This window comes from Streptomyces sp. NPDC005303 (assembly GCF_040607335.1).
Lineage (GTDB): Bacteria > Actinomycetota > Actinomycetes > Streptomycetales > Streptomycetaceae > Streptomyces.
On record NZ_JBEXGM010000007.1, the window covers coordinates 297,300 to 313,986 of the forward strand.

The window sequence follows — 16,687 nt, forward strand, 5'->3', positions numbered from 1 at the left end:
CCCGTTACTCTGGGTTGTCCGCGAGGGATCTCGCCGCCTGGGCGCAGTGGGCGAGAGCCTTGCGCGCGTACTCCGGGGAGGCCCCCGCGAGTCCGCACGACGGAGTGACCGTGACCGCCTCCGCGAGAAGTCCCGGATGCAGCCCCAGCCTGCGCCACAGCGTCCTGACACCCATGACGCTACCGGCAGGGTCTGACAATGCCGTGTCCGTGCCCGGCACGACACCGGCGAAGAGCCTCGTGCCCCCTTCCACCGCCTCGCCGATCGCGTCGTCGTCACGCTCGGTGAGGAGCGAGAAGTCGAAGGAGACCGCCGCCGCGCCCGCCCTCCGCAGCAGGGCGAAGGGGACGTCCGGTGCGCACGAGTGGACCACGACCGGCCCGTCCGCGTGAACCCCGACGACATCGCGCAGGCCGGACTCGACGACCTGCCGGTCGACGGCCCGGTGGGTCCGGTATCCGCTGGCGGACCTCACGTGCCCCCGCAGTACGGCGATGAGGGAGGGCTCGTCGAGCTGGAGCACGATCCGCGCGCCGGGGACCCGGGTCCGGACGTCCTCCAGGTGCAGCCGCAGCCCCTCCGCGAGCGAGGCGGCGAGGTCCCGGCAGGCGCCGGGGTCGGAGAGGGCGACCTCGCCGTTCCTCAGCTCCAGTGCGGCGGCGAGCGTCCACGGCCCGACGGCCTGCACCTTCAGCTGCCCCTCGTACCCCTGGGTGAACTCCTCCAGCGCGTCAAGGTCCTCCCCCAGCCAGGACCGCGCCCGCTTGGTGTCCCGGCCCGGCCGGTCCCCGAGCCGCCACCCGCTGGGCTCCACGCGCGCGTACAGCTCGACGAGCATTCCGGCGGTGCGGCCGATCATGTCGGCGCCGGGGCCGCGGGCGGGCAGTTCGGGCAGGAAGGGGAAGTCCTCGAAGGAGCCGGTGGCCGTCCTGGCGGCCTCACGGGCGTCGCCGCCGGGGAGGGAGCCGATGCCGGTGGCGGGGGCGAAGCTGAAGTCTGCGGTCACGTACGAAGCCTACGTAGGTGACCGGGGTGGTCCTCGCCCCCGTGGTTCCCGCCCCCGCCGAGCCGCCGGAGCCGCCGGAGCCTTCAGCCGTCGGAGTCGTCCAAGCCGTCCAAGCCGTCCGAGCCGTCCGAGCCGTCCGAGCGTCAGCCGCCGGGCCTGACCGTCAGGTCGTTGATCTCCGCGTCCCTCGGGAGGTCGATCGCCGTCAGGATCGTCGTCGCGACCGACTCGGGGTCGATCCACCGCGACGGGTCGTACTCCTTGCCCTCCTGCTGGTGGACCTTGGCCTGCATGGGGCTCGCGGTGCGGCCCGGGTAGACCGAGGTGACGCGGACGCCGTTGCCGTGCTCCTCGTGGCGCAGGGAGTCCGCCAGGGCCTTCAGGCCGTGCTTGGAGGCGGCGTACGCGGACCAGTCGGCGTGGGCGTTGAGGCCCGCGCCCGAGTTCACGAACACCACCTGGCCGCGGGCCGCCCGGAGTTGGGGCAGGAAGTGGCGGGTCAGCTCGGCCGGAGCGATCAGGTTGACGTTCAACTGGTGACGCCAGGACTTCGGGGTCAGGTCCCCGACCGGGCCGAGGTCGACCACGCCCGCGATGTGCAGCAGGGAGTCCACCCGGTCCGGCAGCGTCTGGTGCGAGAAGGCCCAGCTCAGCTTGTCGGGGTCGGCAAGGTCCCCGACCAGGGTCCGCGCCCCGGGGAACTCCGCGGCCAGCTCCTTCGCGCGGCCCGCGTCACGCGCGTGCAGCACGAGTTCGTCCCCGCGCGCGTGCAGACGCCGGGCGACCGCCGCGCCGATGCCGGAGCCCGCTCCGGTGATCACATGTGTAGCCATGCCGCCATGCTCGCATCACGGCGTCACCGGGTACCGAGCGACTCCTCCAGGTACGCCAGCGCCCCCACCGGCTCCTCCGCGAAGAACACCAGGTCGGTGAGCGGGCGGGGCAGGAAGCCCTCGTCCTCCATGCGCCGGAACTGCTCCTTCAGCCCGTCGTAGAAGCCCGCCGTGTTCAGCAGGACGACCGGCTTCTCGGTGTGCCCGTGCTTCTTCAGCTCCAGGATCTCGGTCGCCTCGTCGAGGGTGCCGGTGCCGCCCACCATGATCACCACGGCGTCGGCCTTCTCCAGCAGCAGCCGCTTACGTTCGGCAAGGTCCTTCGTGATCACCATCTCGTCGACGCCCGGACGAACCTTGGCGGCCAGGAACTCCACCGAGACCCCGACGAGCCGTCCGCCCGCCTCCTGCACCCCGTCCGCGACGACCTTCATCAGGCCCACGTCCGAACCGCCCCACACGAGGGTGTGCCCGCCCTTGCCCAGCAGCTTCGCGAACTCCCGCGCGGGGCGCGTGTAGCGGTCGTCGAGGTCGGCGGCGGAGAGGAAGACGCAGATTCGCATGAGGTCACCGTACGCGGGAAGAACCAGCGGCCCGCGAGTGCTCTTCCGGTATGGCCGAAGGACACACGATCACCATCGAGCAAGTCGACCGGCACGTGCGCGTGGTGCACGGCGACCAGGTCCTCGCGGAGAGCGAACGAGCCCTCGTGCTGCGCGAGACGGGCTGTCCCGCGCGGTACTACCTCCCCGCCGAGGACGTACGACTCGACCTGCTGACCCCCTCCGACACCCACACCTACTGCCCCTTCAAGGGGACCGCGTCCTACTGGTCCCTGCCGGACGCGCCCGACCTGGTGTGGTCCTACCCCGAGCCGAAGCCCGCCGTCGCCGAGATCAAGGACCACCTCTGTTTCTACGAGGTCGACGTGTCCTGACCGATGACTTCGCCGCCGTACGGCAGTCTCCTCAGACATGGACAAGAAGACCCTCTCGCGCGACGGAACTCCGATCGCGTACGAACGCACCGGGCAGGGCCCGGCGGTCATCCTCGTCAGCGGCGCGATGTCCACGGGCGGCACGGTCGCGCCCCTGGCCGTGCCGCTGTCCGAGCGGTTCGACGTCCTCGTGTACGACCGCCGGGGCCGCGGCGCGAGTGGCGACACGGCCCCCTACGCGGTGGACCGTGAGGTCGAGGACCTGGCAGCGCTCGTCGAGGCGGCGGGCGGTGAGGCGAGCCTGTGCGGTGTCTCGTCCGGCGGTGCGCTGGTCCTGGAGGCCGCGGCGAGCGGCCTGCCGGTGCGCCGGGTCGCCGTGTACGAGACGCCGTACGCCGACTTCCTGGACGGCGGCGCCGAGCGGATGGCCGAGTACACCGAGAAGTTGACGGCCGCGCTCGGCGAGGGCCGCCGAGGTGACGCGGTGGAACTGTTCCTGCGGCTGACCGGCATGGGCGAGGAGATGATCCAGGGCGCCCGCCAGTCCCCCATGTGGCCCGGCATGGAGGGGGTCGCCCCGACGCTCGCCTACGACAACGCGGTCATGGCCGGCGGACTGGTACCCCGGGACCGGCTGGCCTCGATCACGGTCCCGGTGCTGGCCGTCGCGGGCGGCGCGAGCCCCGAGTGGATGCGCGAGGCCACCAGGGCGGTCGCGGAGGCGGCGCCGAAGGGGTCGTACCGCGTCCTGGAGGGCCAGACCCACATGATCGACCCGACCGCATTGGCACCGGTCCTGGCGGAGTTCTTCGCGGACTGACGGACCGGCCACGTCCGCGCGGCGGAGCGGTCAGGCCGCTCCCGCCGTCGCGCGCGTGGTCGTCGCGATCGTCGCCGACCCCACCACGCGCGTGTCGTCGTACAGGACGATCGCCTGGCCGGGGGCCACCCCGCGGACCGGCTCGGTGAAGCGGACCTCCAGGGCGCCGTCCACCAGTTCCGCCGTCACCTCGGTCTCGCCGCCGTGGGCGCGGAGCTGGGCGGTGTAGGTGCCGGGGCCCACCGGTGCCGCGCCGCACCAGCGGGGCTTGATCGCGCTCAGGGCGGTCACGTCCAGGGCGGCGGCCGGGCCGACCGTCACCGTGTTGTTCACCGGCGAGATGTCGAGGACGTAGCGCGGCTTGCCGTCGGCGGCCGGGGTGCCGATGCGCAGCCCCTTGCGCTGGCCGATCGTGAAGCCGTACGCGCCCTCGTGGGTGCCGACCTTCGCGCCCGACTCGTCGACGATGTCGCCCTCGGCCTTGCCGAGACGGGAGGCGAGGAAGCCCTGGGTGTCGCCGTCGGCGATGAAGCAGATGTCGTGCGAGTCGGGCTTCTTGGCGACCGCGAGGCCCCGGCGCTCGGCCTCGGCACGGATCTCGTCCTTGGTGGTGACCGTGTCGCCGAGCGGGAACAGGGCGTGCGCCAGCTGCTTCTCGTCCAGGACGCCGAGGACGTACGACTGGTCCTTGGCCATGTCGGAGGCGCGGTGCAGCTCGCGGGAGCCGTCCTCGCCCACCAGCACCTTCGCGTAGTGGCCCGTGCACACGGCGTCGAAGCCCAGCGCCAGCGCCTTGTCGAGGAGCGCGGCGAACTTGATCTTCTCGTTGCAGCGCAGGCAGGGGTTGGGGGTGCGGCCGGCCTCGTACTCGGCGACGAAGTCCTCGACGACGTCCTCGCGGAAGCGGTCGGCAAGGTCCCAGACGTAGAACGGGATGCCGATGACGTCGGCGGCGCGGCGGGCGTCGCGGGAGTCCTCGATGGTGCAACAGCCACGCGCGCCCGTGCGGAACGATTGAGGGTTCGCGGAGAGCGCGAGGTGGACGCCGGTCACGTCGTGGCCGGCTTCGGCGGCACGGGCGGCGGCGACGGCGGAGTCCACTCCTCCGGACATGGCGGCGAGAACGCGAAGGGGGCGCTGCGTGGTGTCAGTCATAACCCCTCCAGGGTACGGGGCGCGGGAACCGGGGCCACCGGGTATCCGTTGGTGACCACATGGGGGCGACAGAGGGTTCCAAGGACACCGACCGGCGCATCGGGCGGCGAGCCCTGCTCATCGGCGGGACCGCGGCCGCCGTGGGCTCTGCGGTACTGGCCCGTGACGAGCTGGCGCGGCTGTGGTGGCGGGCGCCGGGAGTGGAGAAACCGCGGGTCGAGGGCGCGGTCGACTTCCGCGGGGCGCAGTGGGTAGCGGCCTCCGACGCGAACTGGCGGCGCGCGGACCGGCCCGACGACTACGGCATAGACATGGTGATCATCCATGTCACCCAGGGCAGTTTCGCCAGTGCGGTGAAGGTGTTCCAGGACCCGGGGCACCGGGCGGCCGCGCACTACGTCGTCCGCAAGGACGGCCACATCACACAGATGATCCGTGAGCTGGACGTGGCGTACCACGCGGGCAACCGCTCCTACAACGAACGCAGTGTGGGCATCGAGCACGAGGGTTTCGTCGACCGGCCCGAGGACTTCACCGACGAGATGTACGCGGCCTCCGCGCGGCTCACGGCCCGGATATGCGCGCGCTACGACATACCCGTCGACCGCGAGCACATCATCGGCCATGTGGAGGTGCCGGGGACGGACCACACCGACCCGGGCGAACACTGGGACTGGGACCGGTACATGAAGCTGGTGCGGCAGGCGCGGAGTGCCTCCGCGTAGGTATGAACTTCCGGCCACGCTCGCGCGCCCGACATGTCCCGGGCCCCGATCATGACCTGCGGGCCCTCAACTTGGCTTTTTTTCAGTGGAGTTGACCGGGCTCCGGCTTCACAGCCTTCCGGGCTCGCACCCAACTTCACCTCAGTCCTCGCACAGGCCCCGGCCCGAAGCTCCCTGGCCATGACACACACCACAGAGCCGGACAGGGGCGCGCACGCGCGAGACGGCCAGAAGTCCAAGGGCGAGCACACCAAGGAGAGCAGGGGCCGCAAGGGGCTGCACCGCAGGAAGTTCCTCGGCGGGATGGCCGGGGTGGGCCTCGGAGCCGTGGGAGCGGCGGGAGCCGCCTTCTCCCTGCTGACCGAGGGGACCCGCAGCAAGGCGGCCGCCGCGACGGACGGCACCCTCACCATCCCGGAGCTGCTGGAGGGCACCACGTCCGACGGCACCACCACCTACACGCTGACGGCGCAGACCGGCACCGCCGAGGTGCTCAGCGGCGTCACCAGCACCACGGCGGGCTACAACCAGTCGTTCCTCGGCCCCACCCTGAAGTGGACCAAGGGCGACACCGTGCTGCTGGACATCACCAACAGCCTTACCGAGGACACCACCGTCCACTTCCACGGCGCCCATGTCCCGCCCAAGATGGACGGCGGCCCGCAGAACGCCTTCGCCGCCGGCACGACCTGGTCGCCCACCTTCACGGTCCTCGACGAGGCCAAGACCCTCTGGTACCACCCGCACGCCCTGGGCACCACGGCCGAGCAGGCCACCCACGGCCTCGCCGGGATGATCATCGTGGAGGACGACAGCGACACCTCCGCCGCGCTGCCCGGCGACTACGGCGTGGACGACATCCCGCTGATCTTCCAGTGCCTGGCCGTGGACAGTACCGGTGCCATCAAGTACGACCAGAGCGGCTATCTCAGCTCCGGCCTCAGCTTCCCGGTGCTGGTGAACGGCGAGAACGTCGACGACACCACTCTCTCCTTCGCCGCCACCAAGACCCGCAACCGCTTCCGGGCGCTCAACGCCTCCCCCTCCGACATCATCACCCTCCAGCGCAGCGACGGGGGCACGCTGACCCAGATCGCCACCGACCAGGGCTTTCTGGCGGAGGCGGCCGAGGTGACCACCATCCGGCTGGTGGCCGGGGCGCGCGCCGAGTTCGTCATGGACGTCACCGAGGACGTCACCCTCCAGGTGGTCATCACGACCGGCTGGATCCGGGGCGGCTCCGGCACCTACGACTTCCTCACCGTCACGGCGGGCGGCACCGACACCCCGGACGACCTGCCGAGCACCCTCAACACCATCGAGCGGTACGACACCTCGGACTTCACGGCCCGCACCATCACGCTCAGCAACACGGGCGCGACGATGAAGATCAACGGTTCGGCCGGACTCACCATGGCCGGCATGACGATGATCAGCACCACGCTGGGCGCGAAGGAGATCTGGACGATCACCAACGCCAGCCAGCTGGAGCACTCGTTCCATCTGCACGATGTGCCGTATCAGCTCGTCTCCGTCAACGGTGAGGAGCCCACGGGGGTCGGTCTCGGCTGGTACGACACCTACGAGGTCGTCGGCGGCGGAAAGATCGTGATCGCGATGGAGTTCACGGACTTCGCCGACGACACCTACATGTACATGCTTCACTGCCATCTGCTGCAGCACGAGGACGAGGGGATGATGGCCTCCCTCATGGTCACGGAGAGCTGAGATCGGAGAATGGCTGCCGTCGGCAGCGCCGGCGGCAGCCCCTGGCCCGGGGCCGGTTACGTCAGTCCCGCCGCGCGGGCGCGTTCCACCACCGGTCCGATGGCCTTCGCGACCGCCTCGACATCCGCCTCGGTGGAGGTGTGGCCGAAGGAGAAGCGCAGGGTGCCGCGGGCCAGGTCGGGATCGGTGCCGGTGGCCAGCAGGACGTGGCTGGGCTGGGCGACGCCCGCGGTGCAGGCGGAGCCGGTGGAGCACTCGATGCCCTGGGCGTCCAGGAGCAGGAGCAGGGAGTCGCCCTCGCAGCCGGGGAAGGTGAAGTGGGCGTTGGCCGGAAGTCTTCCTCCCGGTGCGGGGTCACCGCCGAGGATCGCGTCCGGAACCGCCGTACGGACCGCTTCGACCAGGGCGTCGCGCAGGGCGCCGATCTCGGCCTCGAACCACTCGCGCTGTTCGGCGGCGAGGCGGCCGGCCACCGCGAAGGAGGCGATGGCGGGCACGTCGAGGGTGCCGGAGCGGACGTGGCGCTCCTGGCCGCCGCCGTGCAGGACGGGGACGGGGGTCCACTCACGGCCCAGGACGAGCGCGCCGATGCCGTACGGGCCCCCGATCTTGTGGCCCGACACCGTCATCGCGGCGAGGCCGGAGGCCGCGAAGTCGACGGGGACCTGACCGAAGGCCTGGACCGCGTCGGCGTGCAGCGGGACGCCGAACTCCGCGGCGACGTCGGCGAGTTCGCGGACCGGCATGAGGGTGCCGATCTCGTTGTTGGCCCACATCACGGTGGCCAGGGCGACGTCGTGGGGGTTCTGGGCGATGGCCTCACGCAGGGCGTCGGGGTGGACCCGGCCGTGCTTGTCGACGGGGAGGTACTCGACGGTGGCGCCCTCGTGTCCGCCGAGCCAGTCGACGGCGTCGAGGACGGCGTGGTGCTCGACGGGGCTGGCGAGGACCCGCGTCCTTGCGGGGTCCGCGTCGCGCCGGGACCAGTACAGGCCCTTCACGGCGAGGTTGTCGGCCTCCGTGCCGCCGGAGGTGAGGACGATCTCGCTGGGCCGGGCGCCGAGCGCCTCCGCGAGCGCCTCGCGGGATTCCTCGACCGTACGGCGGGCCCTGCGGCCGGAGGCGTGGAGGGAAGAGGCGTTGCCGGTGGCGCCGAGGTGCGCGGTGAGTGCCTCGACCGCCTCGGGGAGCATCGGGGTGGTCGCGGCGTGGTCGAGGTATGCCATGGTGACGCCGATTCTACGGGTCGTGGGTCGGCAGCCTCAGGCCAGGACCGGCCGCGTCGGCGCTCTCAGAAGCTCCAGGACGGCGTGCTGTCCAGCTGCATGAAGGCCACCAGGACCAGGAGGTCGGCCACTCCGAGGCCGAGGCCCAGGTAGGCGCGGCCGCGGCGGGCGGTGCCGCGCCACAGGGCCACCGAGGCCAGGACGATGGCGACCGGGCCGAGGAAGACGTTGAGGACGAGCAGGCCGACGAGGCCGAGGATGAAGGACGCCACGGCCATGCCGTCGGCGTCGCTGGCACCGGTACGGGGGCTGGCCTGCGCGGTGAGCTGCATGGTGATCAGTGCTCCTGGGGACGGTGGGGCGGTGGTCAGTGGGACGGGGTGCGGCGGCGGGCGTGGCGCTCGCGGAGCGCGAAGACGCCCAGCCAGACGGCGATCACGACGGCGGCGACGGCGGTGAAGGTGAGCGGCGCGTGGGCGACGGTGCCCAGGACGACGCCGAGCAGCATGAGTGCGGCGACGAGGAACAGCATGGGACGGATCCCCCTCCGATACGGCTGTCGTTACGTGGGTCGTTACGTTTGGGTGAACAGTTGTGGTTACAGTTGTTCACTGACTCCAGAGTCTAGCGTGTCGCACGGCTTTCCAATTACGGAGAACAGTTGTTAACTGGATGACATGAGTCACACCCTCGGCATCCGGCAGGCACAGAAGCAGAAGACCCGGCAGGCGCTCCTGGACGCCGCGCTGGCCCTGCTGGAGGAGCAGAGCCTCAGCAGCCTCGGTCTGCGCGAGGTCACGCGCGCCGTCGGCGTCGCACCGACCGCCTTCTACCGCCACTTCCGCTCCACCGCGGACCTCGGTGTGGCCCTGGTCGAGGAGGCGTTGGGCAGCCTGCACCCGATGATCCGGACGACGGTGTCCACGGCCGACGACCACGGCCAACGCATCAAGCGCGCCATCGAGTTGATCGCCGGCCATGTGGACGCGTACCCCGCCCACGTCCGGTTCATCGCCCGGGAGCGACATGGCGGAGTCCAGCCGGTCCGGGAGGCCATCCGCGACCAACTGGCCCGGTTCGGGCAGGAGGTGAAGACCGAGCTGGCCAAGGACCCGGTGGCGCAGGGGTGGAGCGACGACGACCTGCTGATGCTGGCCAACCTCTACGTCGACCAGATGCTGATCACGGCCTCCCTGTTCCTGGAGGCCCTGGAGGCGCCCCCGGAGGAACGGGAGCGCGTCTGCCAGGTGGCGGAGCGCCAGCTGCGACTGATCAGCATCGGCCGCGAACACTGGCTGGATTAGGCCGAGGCGAGGCGACCGGCAGGGGCGGCACCCCCGTTCACCGGGAGTGCCGCCCCTGCCGTACGGCGTCCTACGCCCTGTCAGCTCTTCGTCGCCGCCGCGCTCGGCGCACCGCTGGGCGCGCCACTCGGGGCCGCGCCGCCCGCGCCGCCGCCGGGACCACCGCAGCCGCCCATGCCGCCGCCGGGGGCGCCCCGACCACCCTTGCCGCCCTGGCCGCCGCCGAGCCCGCCGCTCCGCGCGCCGGAGGGGGTGCCGCTGGGTGCGCCCGACGGCCGGGCGGTCGCGTTGCCGGTGGGTGCGCCCGAGGGACCACCGCTGGGCATGCCGGACGCGTTGCTGGTGGGGGCCTGACAGTTCTGCCCGCCCGGGTTGCCGCTGTTCGAGGTCGACGACGAGTCGCCCGAACCGCAGGCCACCAGGGCGAGGGGCGAGAGCGCCAGCAGGGCCACGGCGGGGAGGAGACGCACACGCTTCATGAGAGACAGCTCCGGGGAAGATGAGGAAGTCCTGAGGCCGGGACTCTCGCAACCGCCCCTGAGCCTTCCTTGGGGCCGGACTGTCCCCCGCCTGTGCGGGAGGCAAAACGCGGCTAAAGCAGCCCCTCCGAGCTGGGGTTCCGCACGGATCGCTCACCCGCTCGCCGGTACAGGTCCGTGACAGAAGCGGCCGCGCGGACCACCTCCTCGCGCACCTCGGGCGGCGAAGCGACCTCCAAGCGGTCGGAGAACTGCAGGAGTTGGCGGGCCACTCCGACCACGCCGTGCCGTCACCCACGCGCTCTCGCCGTCGTCCTCGAGGAGTTCGGCAGATACGGGACCATCAGCCGCGCGAACAGGTCGAGTCGGTCGCGGCGGACCCGGACGGTGACCTCGATGCCGCCGGGGCGCTCCTCGACCTGGCGGCGCAACGCCTCCCGGACAACGGCGAGTTCGACACCGGGCCGCCGCCTGACGGGGTCGTCCAGCACGGCCGCGGAGTGCACCCGCTCGGCCCGGAACAGCCGCGGGAAGCCCGCCGGTCGGCGACCAGGATGCGGCGGGAGGTGGCCTCCGCCGCCGGGCGGTGCGAGGCGGCAGCGCGGCCATCACCTGCGCAGGGCCGAGCCGAGGGCGGAGTCCAGGCCGAGGGCGGCGTGGCGCCCCGGGCGGCCAGGATGAACAGGGCGCGGGACTCGTCGGCGGTCAGGCTACCGGGACACCTGAGGCGGGTAAGGCTTCACGGGGACAGGATCAAAACAGGTCCGCGCCCCTGGGTTGGTCCGGCCGAGCCCGTCAACCGAGCCTCACCCTCGCCAGCTGCCGTGACTGGGCGACCAGCCGGTCCTCGCTGTCCCAGACCTCGGCGTCCTCCTCCAGGAAGCCGCCGGCGAGGTTGCGGGTGGTGATGGAGACGCGGAGCGGGCCCGGGGCGGGGCGGCACCTCACGTGCACGGTCAGCTCAACCGTCGGTACCCAGCCCTTGAGGCCGATCTCGAAGGCCGTGGGCGGCAGCGCGTCCACCGCGAGGAGCAGGGAGAGGGGATCGGCGTCCCGGCCGTCGGCGAGCCCGAACCAGGACCGCATCTCGCCCTTGCCGGAGGGCGCGCCGAGGGCCCAACCGAGGGTCGACGGGTCCAGCTTGAGCATCAGCCGGTCGGTGATGGCGGAGCTGCCCTCGACCGGGGCGGGCCCGTCCTCGGGACCGAAGCACTGGTCCATCGGCGGGAAGACGGGCGGCTCGGCCGTCGTACGGACGTCGTCGGGGAGGGAGTCGAGGTCGCCGTAGGAGGCGAGGACGCGGATGCGTTCGACCTCCCTGCCCTCGTCGTCGTACTGGAAGAGCGAGGCCTGGCCGGTGGAGAGGGTGCGGCCGGTGCGGACCACGTCCGTGCGGATCACCGCCGGTCCGGGCCGGGACGCGGTCAGGTAGTGCGCGGAGATGGTGAACGGGTCGGCGTGCGGCAGGGCGTCCGCGAGGGCGCGGCCCAGGACGGCCAGGAGGTAACCGCCGTTGACGGCGCTGATGATCGTCCAGCCCGGGGAGAGGTCGATGTCGTAGACACCGGGCTCGCGGCGGGTGACCGCGGTGTCCCGGTCGAACTCGGAGTCCCCGATCGTGGCACGCGTGGCGGAGGCTGCTTCTGGCATGCCTGAACGGTACAACAACCAACTACTAAGCGGTAGCTTTTCTCTTGTCTTCGGTCGGCACACCGCCGTCCCGGTCGGCACACCGCCCTCCCCGATCGGCACACCCCCAGGTGAGACCCGCACTAGTTCTCGGTAAGGGTCCGTACTCGTCCGTGAACCGATGCCCCGGCCGCCCCCTCTACAGGGACATGAGCCTCACCGGGACCACGTTCCTCTACACGCTGATCGTGCTGTCCGCCCTCGCCCTCGTACTGCCGCTCGCCCTGTGGTCGCGGCTGCGGGGCCCCCGGATCGCACGCGCCGTCGCCCGCGTACTGATGGTGCTGTTCGCCCAGGGCACGGCCGTCGCCCTCGTCTTCGTGCTGGTCAACAACCAGAACAACCTGTACGACAACTGGGCCGACCTGCTCGGCACCGGCAACCACGTCCAGCAGGCCGCGAACCTGGGCGCCGACGGCACCGGCGGTATCTCGCTGAAACGGTTGCCCAAGGTGAGGCAGCACTTCACGAACGCCTCGGGGCCCGGCATGAAGGGCGTGCGGGTGACCCAGCTCAAGGGCCGGGTCTCCGGGGTGAACGCCGAGGTCTACGTCTGGCTGCCGCCCCAGTACGGCGAGCCCGGCTACCGGCACCGCAAGTTCCCCGTGGTGGAGCTGCTGTCGGGCTATCCGGGCTCGGCGAAGGCCTGGTTCGGGTCGCTGCACGCGGTCAACCAGCTCCGGCCGCTGATGCGGGACGGCACGGTGGCGCCGTTCATCCTGGTCGCCCCGCGCATGAACCTGCTGGCCGGGGTCGACACCGGGTGCGCCAACATCACCGGCACGGTAGACGCCGACACCTGGCTCAGCGTCGACGTGCCCAAGATGGTCACGGACAACTTCCGCGCCCGGTCCGGGCCGGCGGGCTGGGCCGCTGCGGGGTACTCGGCGGGCGGGCACTGCGCGACCAAGCTCGCCGTCGCCCACCCCGACCGCTACCGGGCCGCGGTCAGCATGTCCGGCTACAACGACCCGATCGGCGAACGCAATTCACTGGCCGCCGAGACGCCCGCCCTGCGCCGCGCCAACAACCCCTACCTGCTGCTGCGCGAGGCCCGCACCCCGCCCGCGATCGCGCTCTACCAGTCCGGTCAGCCGGGCGACGGCTACGAGGCGGCCGTGGGTCTCGAACAGATCGCGAAGGCGCCGACGACCGTGCACGTCGTCTACATCCCGAAGAGCGCGGGCGGCCACAACATGGCGCTGTGGAAGCCGCAGGTGGTCCCGGCGTTCCGCTGGCTGACCGAGGAGATGGGGCTGCTGCACGGCCGCACGGGAGCTACTCCTCACGCACGGTCGACCGCCGGTTCCACGCCCGCGGAGCTCGCCAGTGGAACCGCATCGCGAGCAGGCGCAGTACGAAAGCGGTGAGGGCCGCGAGCCCGCTGGTGAACGAGCTGAGGACGTCGTAGCGGATGCACAGGACCACCATGGTGGCTCCGACGATCGCCGGGACCGCGTACAGGTCGCGGTCCCACCGCAGCAGCGAGGGCACCTCGTTGGCGAGCACGTCCCTGAGGACACCGCCGCCGACGGCGGTCGCGAGACCGAGGGTCGCGGACTGGGTGAGGCCGAGGCCGTACTCGTACGCCTTCGTCGTCCCGGCGACGCAGAACAGGCCGAGACCGGCCGCGTCGAAGACGTTCACGCCGACCTGGATGCGCTCCACGTGCGGATGCAGGAAGAAGACCAGGAGGGCGGCGAGCAGTGGGGTGATGAAGTAGCCGAGGTCCGTGAAGGCGGCGGGCGGTACCGCGCCGATGATCAGGTCCCGGAACAGCCCTCCGCCCAGCGCGGTGACCTCGGCGAGCACGGCGATGCCGAAGACGTCGAAGTTCTTGCGGACGGCCAGCAGCGCGCCGGAGATGGCGAACACGAAGATGCCGACGAGGTCGAGCGTGTGCTGGACGGAGGGACTGAACAGTTGCTGGAGCACACCGCATTCTTGCGCAGGGGCTGCTACAGGGCGGGTTTGCCCGTCGTGAAGAGCCAGGTGCGGAACAGGTCGTCCAGCTGCTGTCCGCTGACCTTCTCCGCGAGGCGGATGAAGTCGGCGGTGTCGGCGTTGCCGTACCGGTGCAGTTTCGTCCAGGCCGGCAACAGCTCGAAGAACGCCTTGTCGCCGATCCGTTCGCGCAGTACCTGGAGGGTCATCGCGCCGCGCTGATAGACCGCGGAAGCGAACATCGTGTCGCGCTGCGGGTCACCGACGGTGATCTGCCAGAAGGGGTTGTCGGCGGGGCGGGCGTCGTACCCGGCGAGGAAGGAGTCGTGGGCGCTGCGGGTGCCCCTGTGCTCGGCCCACAGCCACTGGGCGTACGTGGCGAAGCCCTCGTTGAGCCAGATGTCCTTCCAGTGCGCGACGGAGACGGAGTCCCCGAACCACTGGTGGGCCAGCTCGTGCACGATCGTCGTCTCGTTGCGCACCGCCGAGTACACCGGCTTCGACTGCACCTCCAGCGAGAACCCCGCCTGCGGCATGTCGTCGACGATCGCGCCGGTCTCCTCGAAGGGGTACGGCCCGAAGACCTGCGACCAGTAGTCCGTGGCCTCGGCCGTCACGCCGTACACGTCGACGTTGTTGCTGTTCTGGAGCACCGGGTCGATGGCGGTGTAGATGGGGATGCCGCCGGGGGTCTTCCCGGTGCGGACGTCGAACTTCCCGATGGTGGCGGTCGCGAGATAGGTCGCCATCGGCTTCTTCTCGCGCCAGTGCGTGTACGTCGAGCCGCCCTTGTCGTACGTCGACACGAGCCGGCCGTTGGAGACCGCGGTCAGGCCCTTCGGCGTCCTGATGCGGATGTCGTAGGTGGCCTTGTCGGAGGGGTGGTCGCTGGACGGGAACCAGGTGGAGGCGGCGTTGGGCTCACAGGCGACGAAGACGCCGTCGGGGGTCTTCATCCAGCCGTAGTCGGAGCCGAAGACGATGGGGCCGCTGAGGGGTTCGGGGACGCCGCCGTAGGTGACGGCGACCGTGAAGTCGTGGCCCTTGCGCAGGGATTGGCGCGGAGTGATGCGTATCTCGTCGCCGTCCCGGGTGAACTGGGCCCGTCTGCCGTCCACTTCGACTCCGGTGACCTCCAGCTTCTGGAGGTCCAGATCGAAGGACGAGAGGTTCTGGGTGGCGCGGGCGGTGAGTGTCGTACGGCCGTCCAGACGGTCGGTGTCCGGGTTGTACGCCACGTCGAGGGTGTAGTGGCGGGCATCGAAGCCGCCGTTGCCGAGGTTCGGGAAGTAGGGGTCGCCGATGCCGGGGGCACCGGGTTTCGGGCCCGGGGCGGCGGCGATGACAAAGAAGGAAGCCACCGCGGTGACGGTGGCTCCTAAGCGTGCCGAACGGGAGAGTTTCATGGTGTCGTCCCTTTCCAGCTTGTGCCGATAAGTCGGACTCAGGAGACTCTGCACCCTCTCGCTTGGTCATGTCCATGACTTTGCCAAATTGTCACCGGACACTGCGGCAACAGCGGCGCGAATTCTTTCCGGGATTTAATTGAGGTTTGCTTGAGGTTACCGACAAAACGATGGCAAGAAGATCGCAAAGTCTCTGTTGCGGTAAGCGACTCGTGCCCTAGTTTCACAGTCACAGGAGAGTCGCCACGCGAGGTGGATGACATGCCTCCCCCCCATTATTTGACGAGGGACAGAAACCTTGACGCACTACGCGAGAACGATGACCATCGGCGCGGCGATGGTCTCTTTGATCGCCCTGGGTACGAATTCCGCTCAGGCGGCAGTGCCCGCAACGGTACATCCGATGAATTGTGGCACGGCGTCGTCCTATCAATTCGGTTCCCCTAAATCCAGCCGGATCGGAATGGTGCCTCCGTCCAGCGCTCCGGGCGGACACACACTCGGCATCAGCCTCACCGCCGGCACATCGATCACCGGTACCATCAGCGGCTCTCTGCAGACCGAGGAGAGCGCGATCGTCGCCAGCGCCAAGCAGACCGTGACCGCCTCGATCGCGCTCACGATGACGGCATCCGTCACCTACTCGGACAGCTGGAAGGTGCCGAGCTCCTGGCGGAAGGGATACCTCCACGCCGGCGCCGACCGCGACACGGTCAGCTGGAATTACGGCCACTACGGCGCAGGATGCAAATGGGTAATCGTACGTAAGGGGACCGCGAAACTCCCCTACCACATTCCGGCATTCTGGAGCTCCAAGGGATGAATTCCGCCGCCGGAGCTCGTCTTTCGCAATACGCGGCACGCGTGGCCGTACTCTCCGTCGCTCTGCTGGCCGTGGCGGGCTGCAGTGACGCGGATTCCTCGGCGTCGAAATCCCGATCGCCCTCGGCGGCACAGGCTTCTGCGGTCGCGAAAAAGCAGTTGCCACTGCTGGAATCGCTCAAGTCCCCGGCTCCGCCCGGGAAGCTGCTGGTGGCGCAGAGCGGTCAGGGTGCCTTGCAGATCGAGGTGCCCCTGGCAAAGACGGACTCACTGATCACGGTGCGGTTGATCTGCCTGGGCCCCGGTGCCGCGAAGGTGACCGACGGATCCGGCGGGCCGGTCCTGGACGTGGCCGGTTGCAACGCCACGGCGGCATACACCACCGGATTCACCGGCGCGAAGAGCGACCGGGTGATGCGGCTGGCGGTGCAACCTTCCGTGGCGTGGCGACTGCTGGTCTGGGGATAGGTCCAGACGATCCCCACGAGGCGCGTCGCGAAAGGACCGGCAGGGAACCCAGCTCGACGCTCCCGTCCGGCACCCCGCCGAGCGCCACCGGCACGACCTCACCATCGACGACATCGGCCTGTGGGAACTCAACGAGGCGTTCGCT

The 16,687-nt window shown here is 70.4% G+C and carries 20 protein-coding genes; 8 read left to right on the forward strand and 12 right to left on the reverse strand.

Features of this window, described 5'->3' with window-relative positions:
* Positions 1-4: 4 nt before the first annotated feature.
* The 3 genes from ABZT93_RS14155 to ABZT93_RS14165 all read right to left on the reverse strand — a co-directional run bounded on the left by ABZT93_RS14155 (position 5) and on the right by ABZT93_RS14165 (position 2,402).
* Positions 5-1,006 (reverse strand): methionine synthase, encoded by a 1,002-nt coding sequence (locus ABZT93_RS14155; protein WP_356103523.1) that lies wholly within the window; start codon positions 1,004-1,006, stop codon positions 5-7.
* A 143-nt stretch (positions 1,007-1,149) separates the two neighbouring features.
* Positions 1,150-1,839 (reverse strand): SDR family oxidoreductase, encoded by a 690-nt coding sequence (locus ABZT93_RS14160; RefSeq protein WP_356103525.1) that lies wholly within the window; start codon positions 1,837-1,839, stop codon positions 1,150-1,152.
* Between the two features lie 23 nt (positions 1,840-1,862).
* The gene (locus ABZT93_RS14165; RefSeq protein WP_020121075.1) at positions 1,863-2,402 is read right to left on the reverse strand and encodes a TIGR00730 family Rossman fold protein; all 540 of its coding nucleotides are present in this window, start codon (positions 2,400-2,402) and stop codon (positions 1,863-1,865) included.
* Positions 2,403-2,452: 50 nt separating this feature from the next.
* On the opposite strand from ABZT93_RS14165, the gene ABZT93_RS14170 reads away from it, so the two are divergent.
* Positions 2,453-2,776, forward strand: coding sequence for a DUF427 domain-containing protein (locus tag ABZT93_RS14170; RefSeq protein ID WP_356103528.1), 324 nt, complete (start codon positions 2,453-2,455; stop codon positions 2,774-2,776).
* A 37-nt stretch (positions 2,777-2,813) separates the two neighbouring features.
* Positions 2,814-3,596: an alpha/beta hydrolase gene (locus tag ABZT93_RS14175; RefSeq protein WP_356103530.1), complete on the forward strand. Its 783-nt coding sequence runs from the start codon at positions 2,814-2,816 to the stop codon at positions 3,594-3,596.
* Positions 3,597-3,626: 30 nt separating this feature from the next.
* Here ABZT93_RS14175 and mnmA read toward each other — a convergent pair whose 3' ends face one another.
* Positions 3,627-4,751, reverse strand: coding sequence for a tRNA 2-thiouridine(34) synthase MnmA (mnmA, locus tag ABZT93_RS14180; protein WP_356103532.1), 1,125 nt, complete (start codon positions 4,749-4,751; stop codon positions 3,627-3,629).
* Between the two features lie 59 nt (positions 4,752-4,810).
* Between mnmA and ABZT93_RS14185 the strand changes: the two genes are divergently transcribed.
* Entirely contained in the window at positions 4,811-5,476 is a 666-nt protein-coding gene (locus ABZT93_RS14185; RefSeq protein WP_356103536.1) for a peptidoglycan recognition family protein, read from the forward strand.
* A gap of 180 nt (positions 5,477-5,656) precedes the next feature.
* Entirely contained in the window at positions 5,657-7,204 is a 1,548-nt protein-coding gene (locus tag ABZT93_RS14190) for a multicopper oxidase domain-containing protein (protein ID WP_356103538.1), read from the forward strand.
* Between the two features lie 56 nt (positions 7,205-7,260).
* On the opposite strand, the gene ABZT93_RS14195 is transcribed toward ABZT93_RS14190, so the two are convergent.
* From ABZT93_RS14195 to ABZT93_RS14205, 3 genes are all read right to left on the reverse strand, one after another.
* The gene (locus ABZT93_RS14195) at positions 7,261-8,430 is read right to left on the reverse strand and encodes a cysteine desulfurase family protein (protein ID WP_356103540.1); all 1,170 of its coding nucleotides are present in this window, start codon (positions 8,428-8,430) and stop codon (positions 7,261-7,263) included.
* A 65-nt stretch (positions 8,431-8,495) separates the two neighbouring features.
* Positions 8,496-8,762: a DUF4190 domain-containing protein gene (locus ABZT93_RS14200; protein WP_356103543.1), complete on the reverse strand. Its 267-nt coding sequence runs from the start codon at positions 8,760-8,762 to the stop codon at positions 8,496-8,498.
* Between the two features lie 35 nt (positions 8,763-8,797).
* Positions 8,798-8,962, reverse strand: coding sequence for a hypothetical protein (locus ABZT93_RS14205; protein ID WP_356103546.1), 165 nt, complete (start codon positions 8,960-8,962; stop codon positions 8,798-8,800).
* A 145-nt stretch (positions 8,963-9,107) separates the two neighbouring features.
* On the opposite strand from ABZT93_RS14205, the gene ABZT93_RS14210 reads away from it, so the two are divergent.
* Positions 9,108-9,734, forward strand: a complete 627-nt coding sequence (locus tag ABZT93_RS14210) for a TetR family transcriptional regulator (RefSeq protein ID WP_356103549.1) — start codon at positions 9,108-9,110, stop codon at positions 9,732-9,734.
* An 80-nt stretch (positions 9,735-9,814) separates the two neighbouring features.
* Here the strand turns inward: ABZT93_RS14210 and ABZT93_RS14215 are convergent, their stop codons facing one another.
* The 3 genes from ABZT93_RS14215 to ABZT93_RS14225 form a co-directional block, all read right to left on the reverse strand.
* Positions 9,815-10,213: a hypothetical protein gene (locus ABZT93_RS14215; protein WP_356103551.1), complete on the reverse strand. Its 399-nt coding sequence runs from the start codon at positions 10,211-10,213 to the stop codon at positions 9,815-9,817.
* 290 nt (positions 10,214-10,503) lie between these two features.
* Positions 10,504-10,704 carry a hypothetical protein gene (locus tag ABZT93_RS14220; protein ID WP_356103552.1) on the reverse strand — a complete coding sequence of 67 codons (201 nt, stop codon included), beginning with the start codon at positions 10,702-10,704 and terminating at the stop codon, positions 10,504-10,506.
* A 304-nt stretch (positions 10,705-11,008) separates the two neighbouring features.
* Complete coding sequence (locus tag ABZT93_RS14225; protein WP_356103556.1) at positions 11,009-11,863, reverse strand: thioesterase family protein; 855 nt, start codon at positions 11,861-11,863, stop codon at positions 11,009-11,011.
* 188 nt (positions 11,864-12,051) lie between these two features.
* On the opposite strand from ABZT93_RS14225, the gene ABZT93_RS14230 reads away from it, so the two are divergent.
* Complete coding sequence (locus ABZT93_RS14230) at positions 12,052-13,272, forward strand: alpha/beta hydrolase-fold protein (RefSeq protein ID WP_356103559.1); 1,221 nt, start codon at positions 12,052-12,054, stop codon at positions 13,270-13,272.
* On the opposite strand, the gene ABZT93_RS14235 is transcribed toward ABZT93_RS14230, so the two are convergent.
* Positions 13,181-13,837, reverse strand: a complete 657-nt coding sequence (locus tag ABZT93_RS14235; RefSeq protein ID WP_356103560.1) for a trimeric intracellular cation channel family protein — start codon at positions 13,835-13,837, stop codon at positions 13,181-13,183. The genes ABZT93_RS14230 and ABZT93_RS14235 overlap by 92 nt on opposite strands.
* Before the next feature lie 23 nt (positions 13,838-13,860).
* Positions 13,861-15,252, reverse strand: coding sequence for a M1 family metallopeptidase (locus ABZT93_RS14240; RefSeq protein WP_356103562.1), 1,392 nt, complete (start codon positions 15,250-15,252; stop codon positions 13,861-13,863).
* A gap of 319 nt (positions 15,253-15,571) precedes the next feature.
* Between ABZT93_RS14240 and ABZT93_RS14245 the strand changes: the two genes are divergently transcribed.
* On the forward strand, positions 15,572-16,075 hold the full coding sequence (locus tag ABZT93_RS14245; protein WP_356103565.1) for a hypothetical protein: 504 nt from the start codon (positions 15,572-15,574) through the stop codon (positions 16,073-16,075).
* Positions 16,072-16,542: a hypothetical protein gene (locus ABZT93_RS14250; RefSeq protein ID WP_356103568.1), complete on the forward strand. Its 471-nt coding sequence runs from the start codon at positions 16,072-16,074 to the stop codon at positions 16,540-16,542. The genes ABZT93_RS14245 and ABZT93_RS14250 overlap by 4 nt, the downstream gene beginning before the upstream one ends.
* Positions 16,543-16,687: the final 145 nt, after the last annotated feature.

Bases quoted from the DNA above. Each gene is read 5' to 3' on its own strand.
- ABZT93_RS14160 (WP_356103525.1), bottom strand. From the start codon at position 1,839: ATGGCTACACATGTGATCACCGGAGCGGGCTCCGGCATCGGCGCGGCG.
- ABZT93_RS14165 (WP_020121075.1), bottom strand. From the start codon at position 2,402: ATGCGAATCTGCGTCTTCCTCTCCGCCGCCGACCTCGACGACCGCTAC.
- ABZT93_RS14170 (WP_356103528.1), top strand. From the start codon at position 2,453: ATGGCCGAAGGACACACGATCACCATCGAGCAAGTCGACCGGCACGTG.
- ABZT93_RS14175 (WP_356103530.1), top strand. From the start codon at position 2,814: ATGGACAAGAAGACCCTCTCGCGCGACGGAACTCCGATCGCGTACGAA.
- mnmA (WP_356103532.1), bottom strand. From the start codon at position 4,751: ATGACTGACACCACGCAGCGCCCCCTTCGCGTTCTCGCCGCCATGTCC.
- ABZT93_RS14185 (WP_356103536.1), top strand. From the start codon at position 4,811: ATGGGGGCGACAGAGGGTTCCAAGGACACCGACCGGCGCATCGGGCGG.
- ABZT93_RS14190 (WP_356103538.1), top strand. From the start codon at position 5,657: ATGACACACACCACAGAGCCGGACAGGGGCGCGCACGCGCGAGACGGC.
- ABZT93_RS14195 (WP_356103540.1), bottom strand. From the start codon at position 8,430: ATGGCATACCTCGACCACGCCGCGACCACCCCGATGCTCCCCGAGGCG.
- ABZT93_RS14200 (WP_356103543.1), bottom strand. From the start codon at position 8,762: ATGCAGCTCACCGCGCAGGCCAGCCCCCGTACCGGTGCCAGCGACGCC.
- ABZT93_RS14205 (WP_356103546.1), bottom strand. From the start codon at position 8,962: ATGCTGTTCCTCGTCGCCGCACTCATGCTGCTCGGCGTCGTCCTGGGC.
- ABZT93_RS14210 (WP_356103549.1), top strand. From the start codon at position 9,108: ATGAGTCACACCCTCGGCATCCGGCAGGCACAGAAGCAGAAGACCCGG.
- ABZT93_RS14215 (WP_356103551.1), bottom strand. From the start codon at position 10,213: ATGAAGCGTGTGCGTCTCCTCCCCGCCGTGGCCCTGCTGGCGCTCTCG.
- ABZT93_RS14225 (WP_356103556.1), bottom strand. From the start codon at position 11,863: ATGCCAGAAGCAGCCTCCGCCACGCGTGCCACGATCGGGGACTCCGAG.
- ABZT93_RS14230 (WP_356103559.1), top strand. From the start codon at position 12,052: ATGAGCCTCACCGGGACCACGTTCCTCTACACGCTGATCGTGCTGTCC.
- ABZT93_RS14240 (WP_356103562.1), bottom strand. From the start codon at position 15,252: ATGAAACTCTCCCGTTCGGCACGCTTAGGAGCCACCGTCACCGCGGTG.
- ABZT93_RS14245 (WP_356103565.1), top strand. From the start codon at position 15,572: ATGACCATCGGCGCGGCGATGGTCTCTTTGATCGCCCTGGGTACGAAT.
- ABZT93_RS14250 (WP_356103568.1), top strand. From the start codon at position 16,072: ATGAATTCCGCCGCCGGAGCTCGTCTTTCGCAATACGCGGCACGCGTG.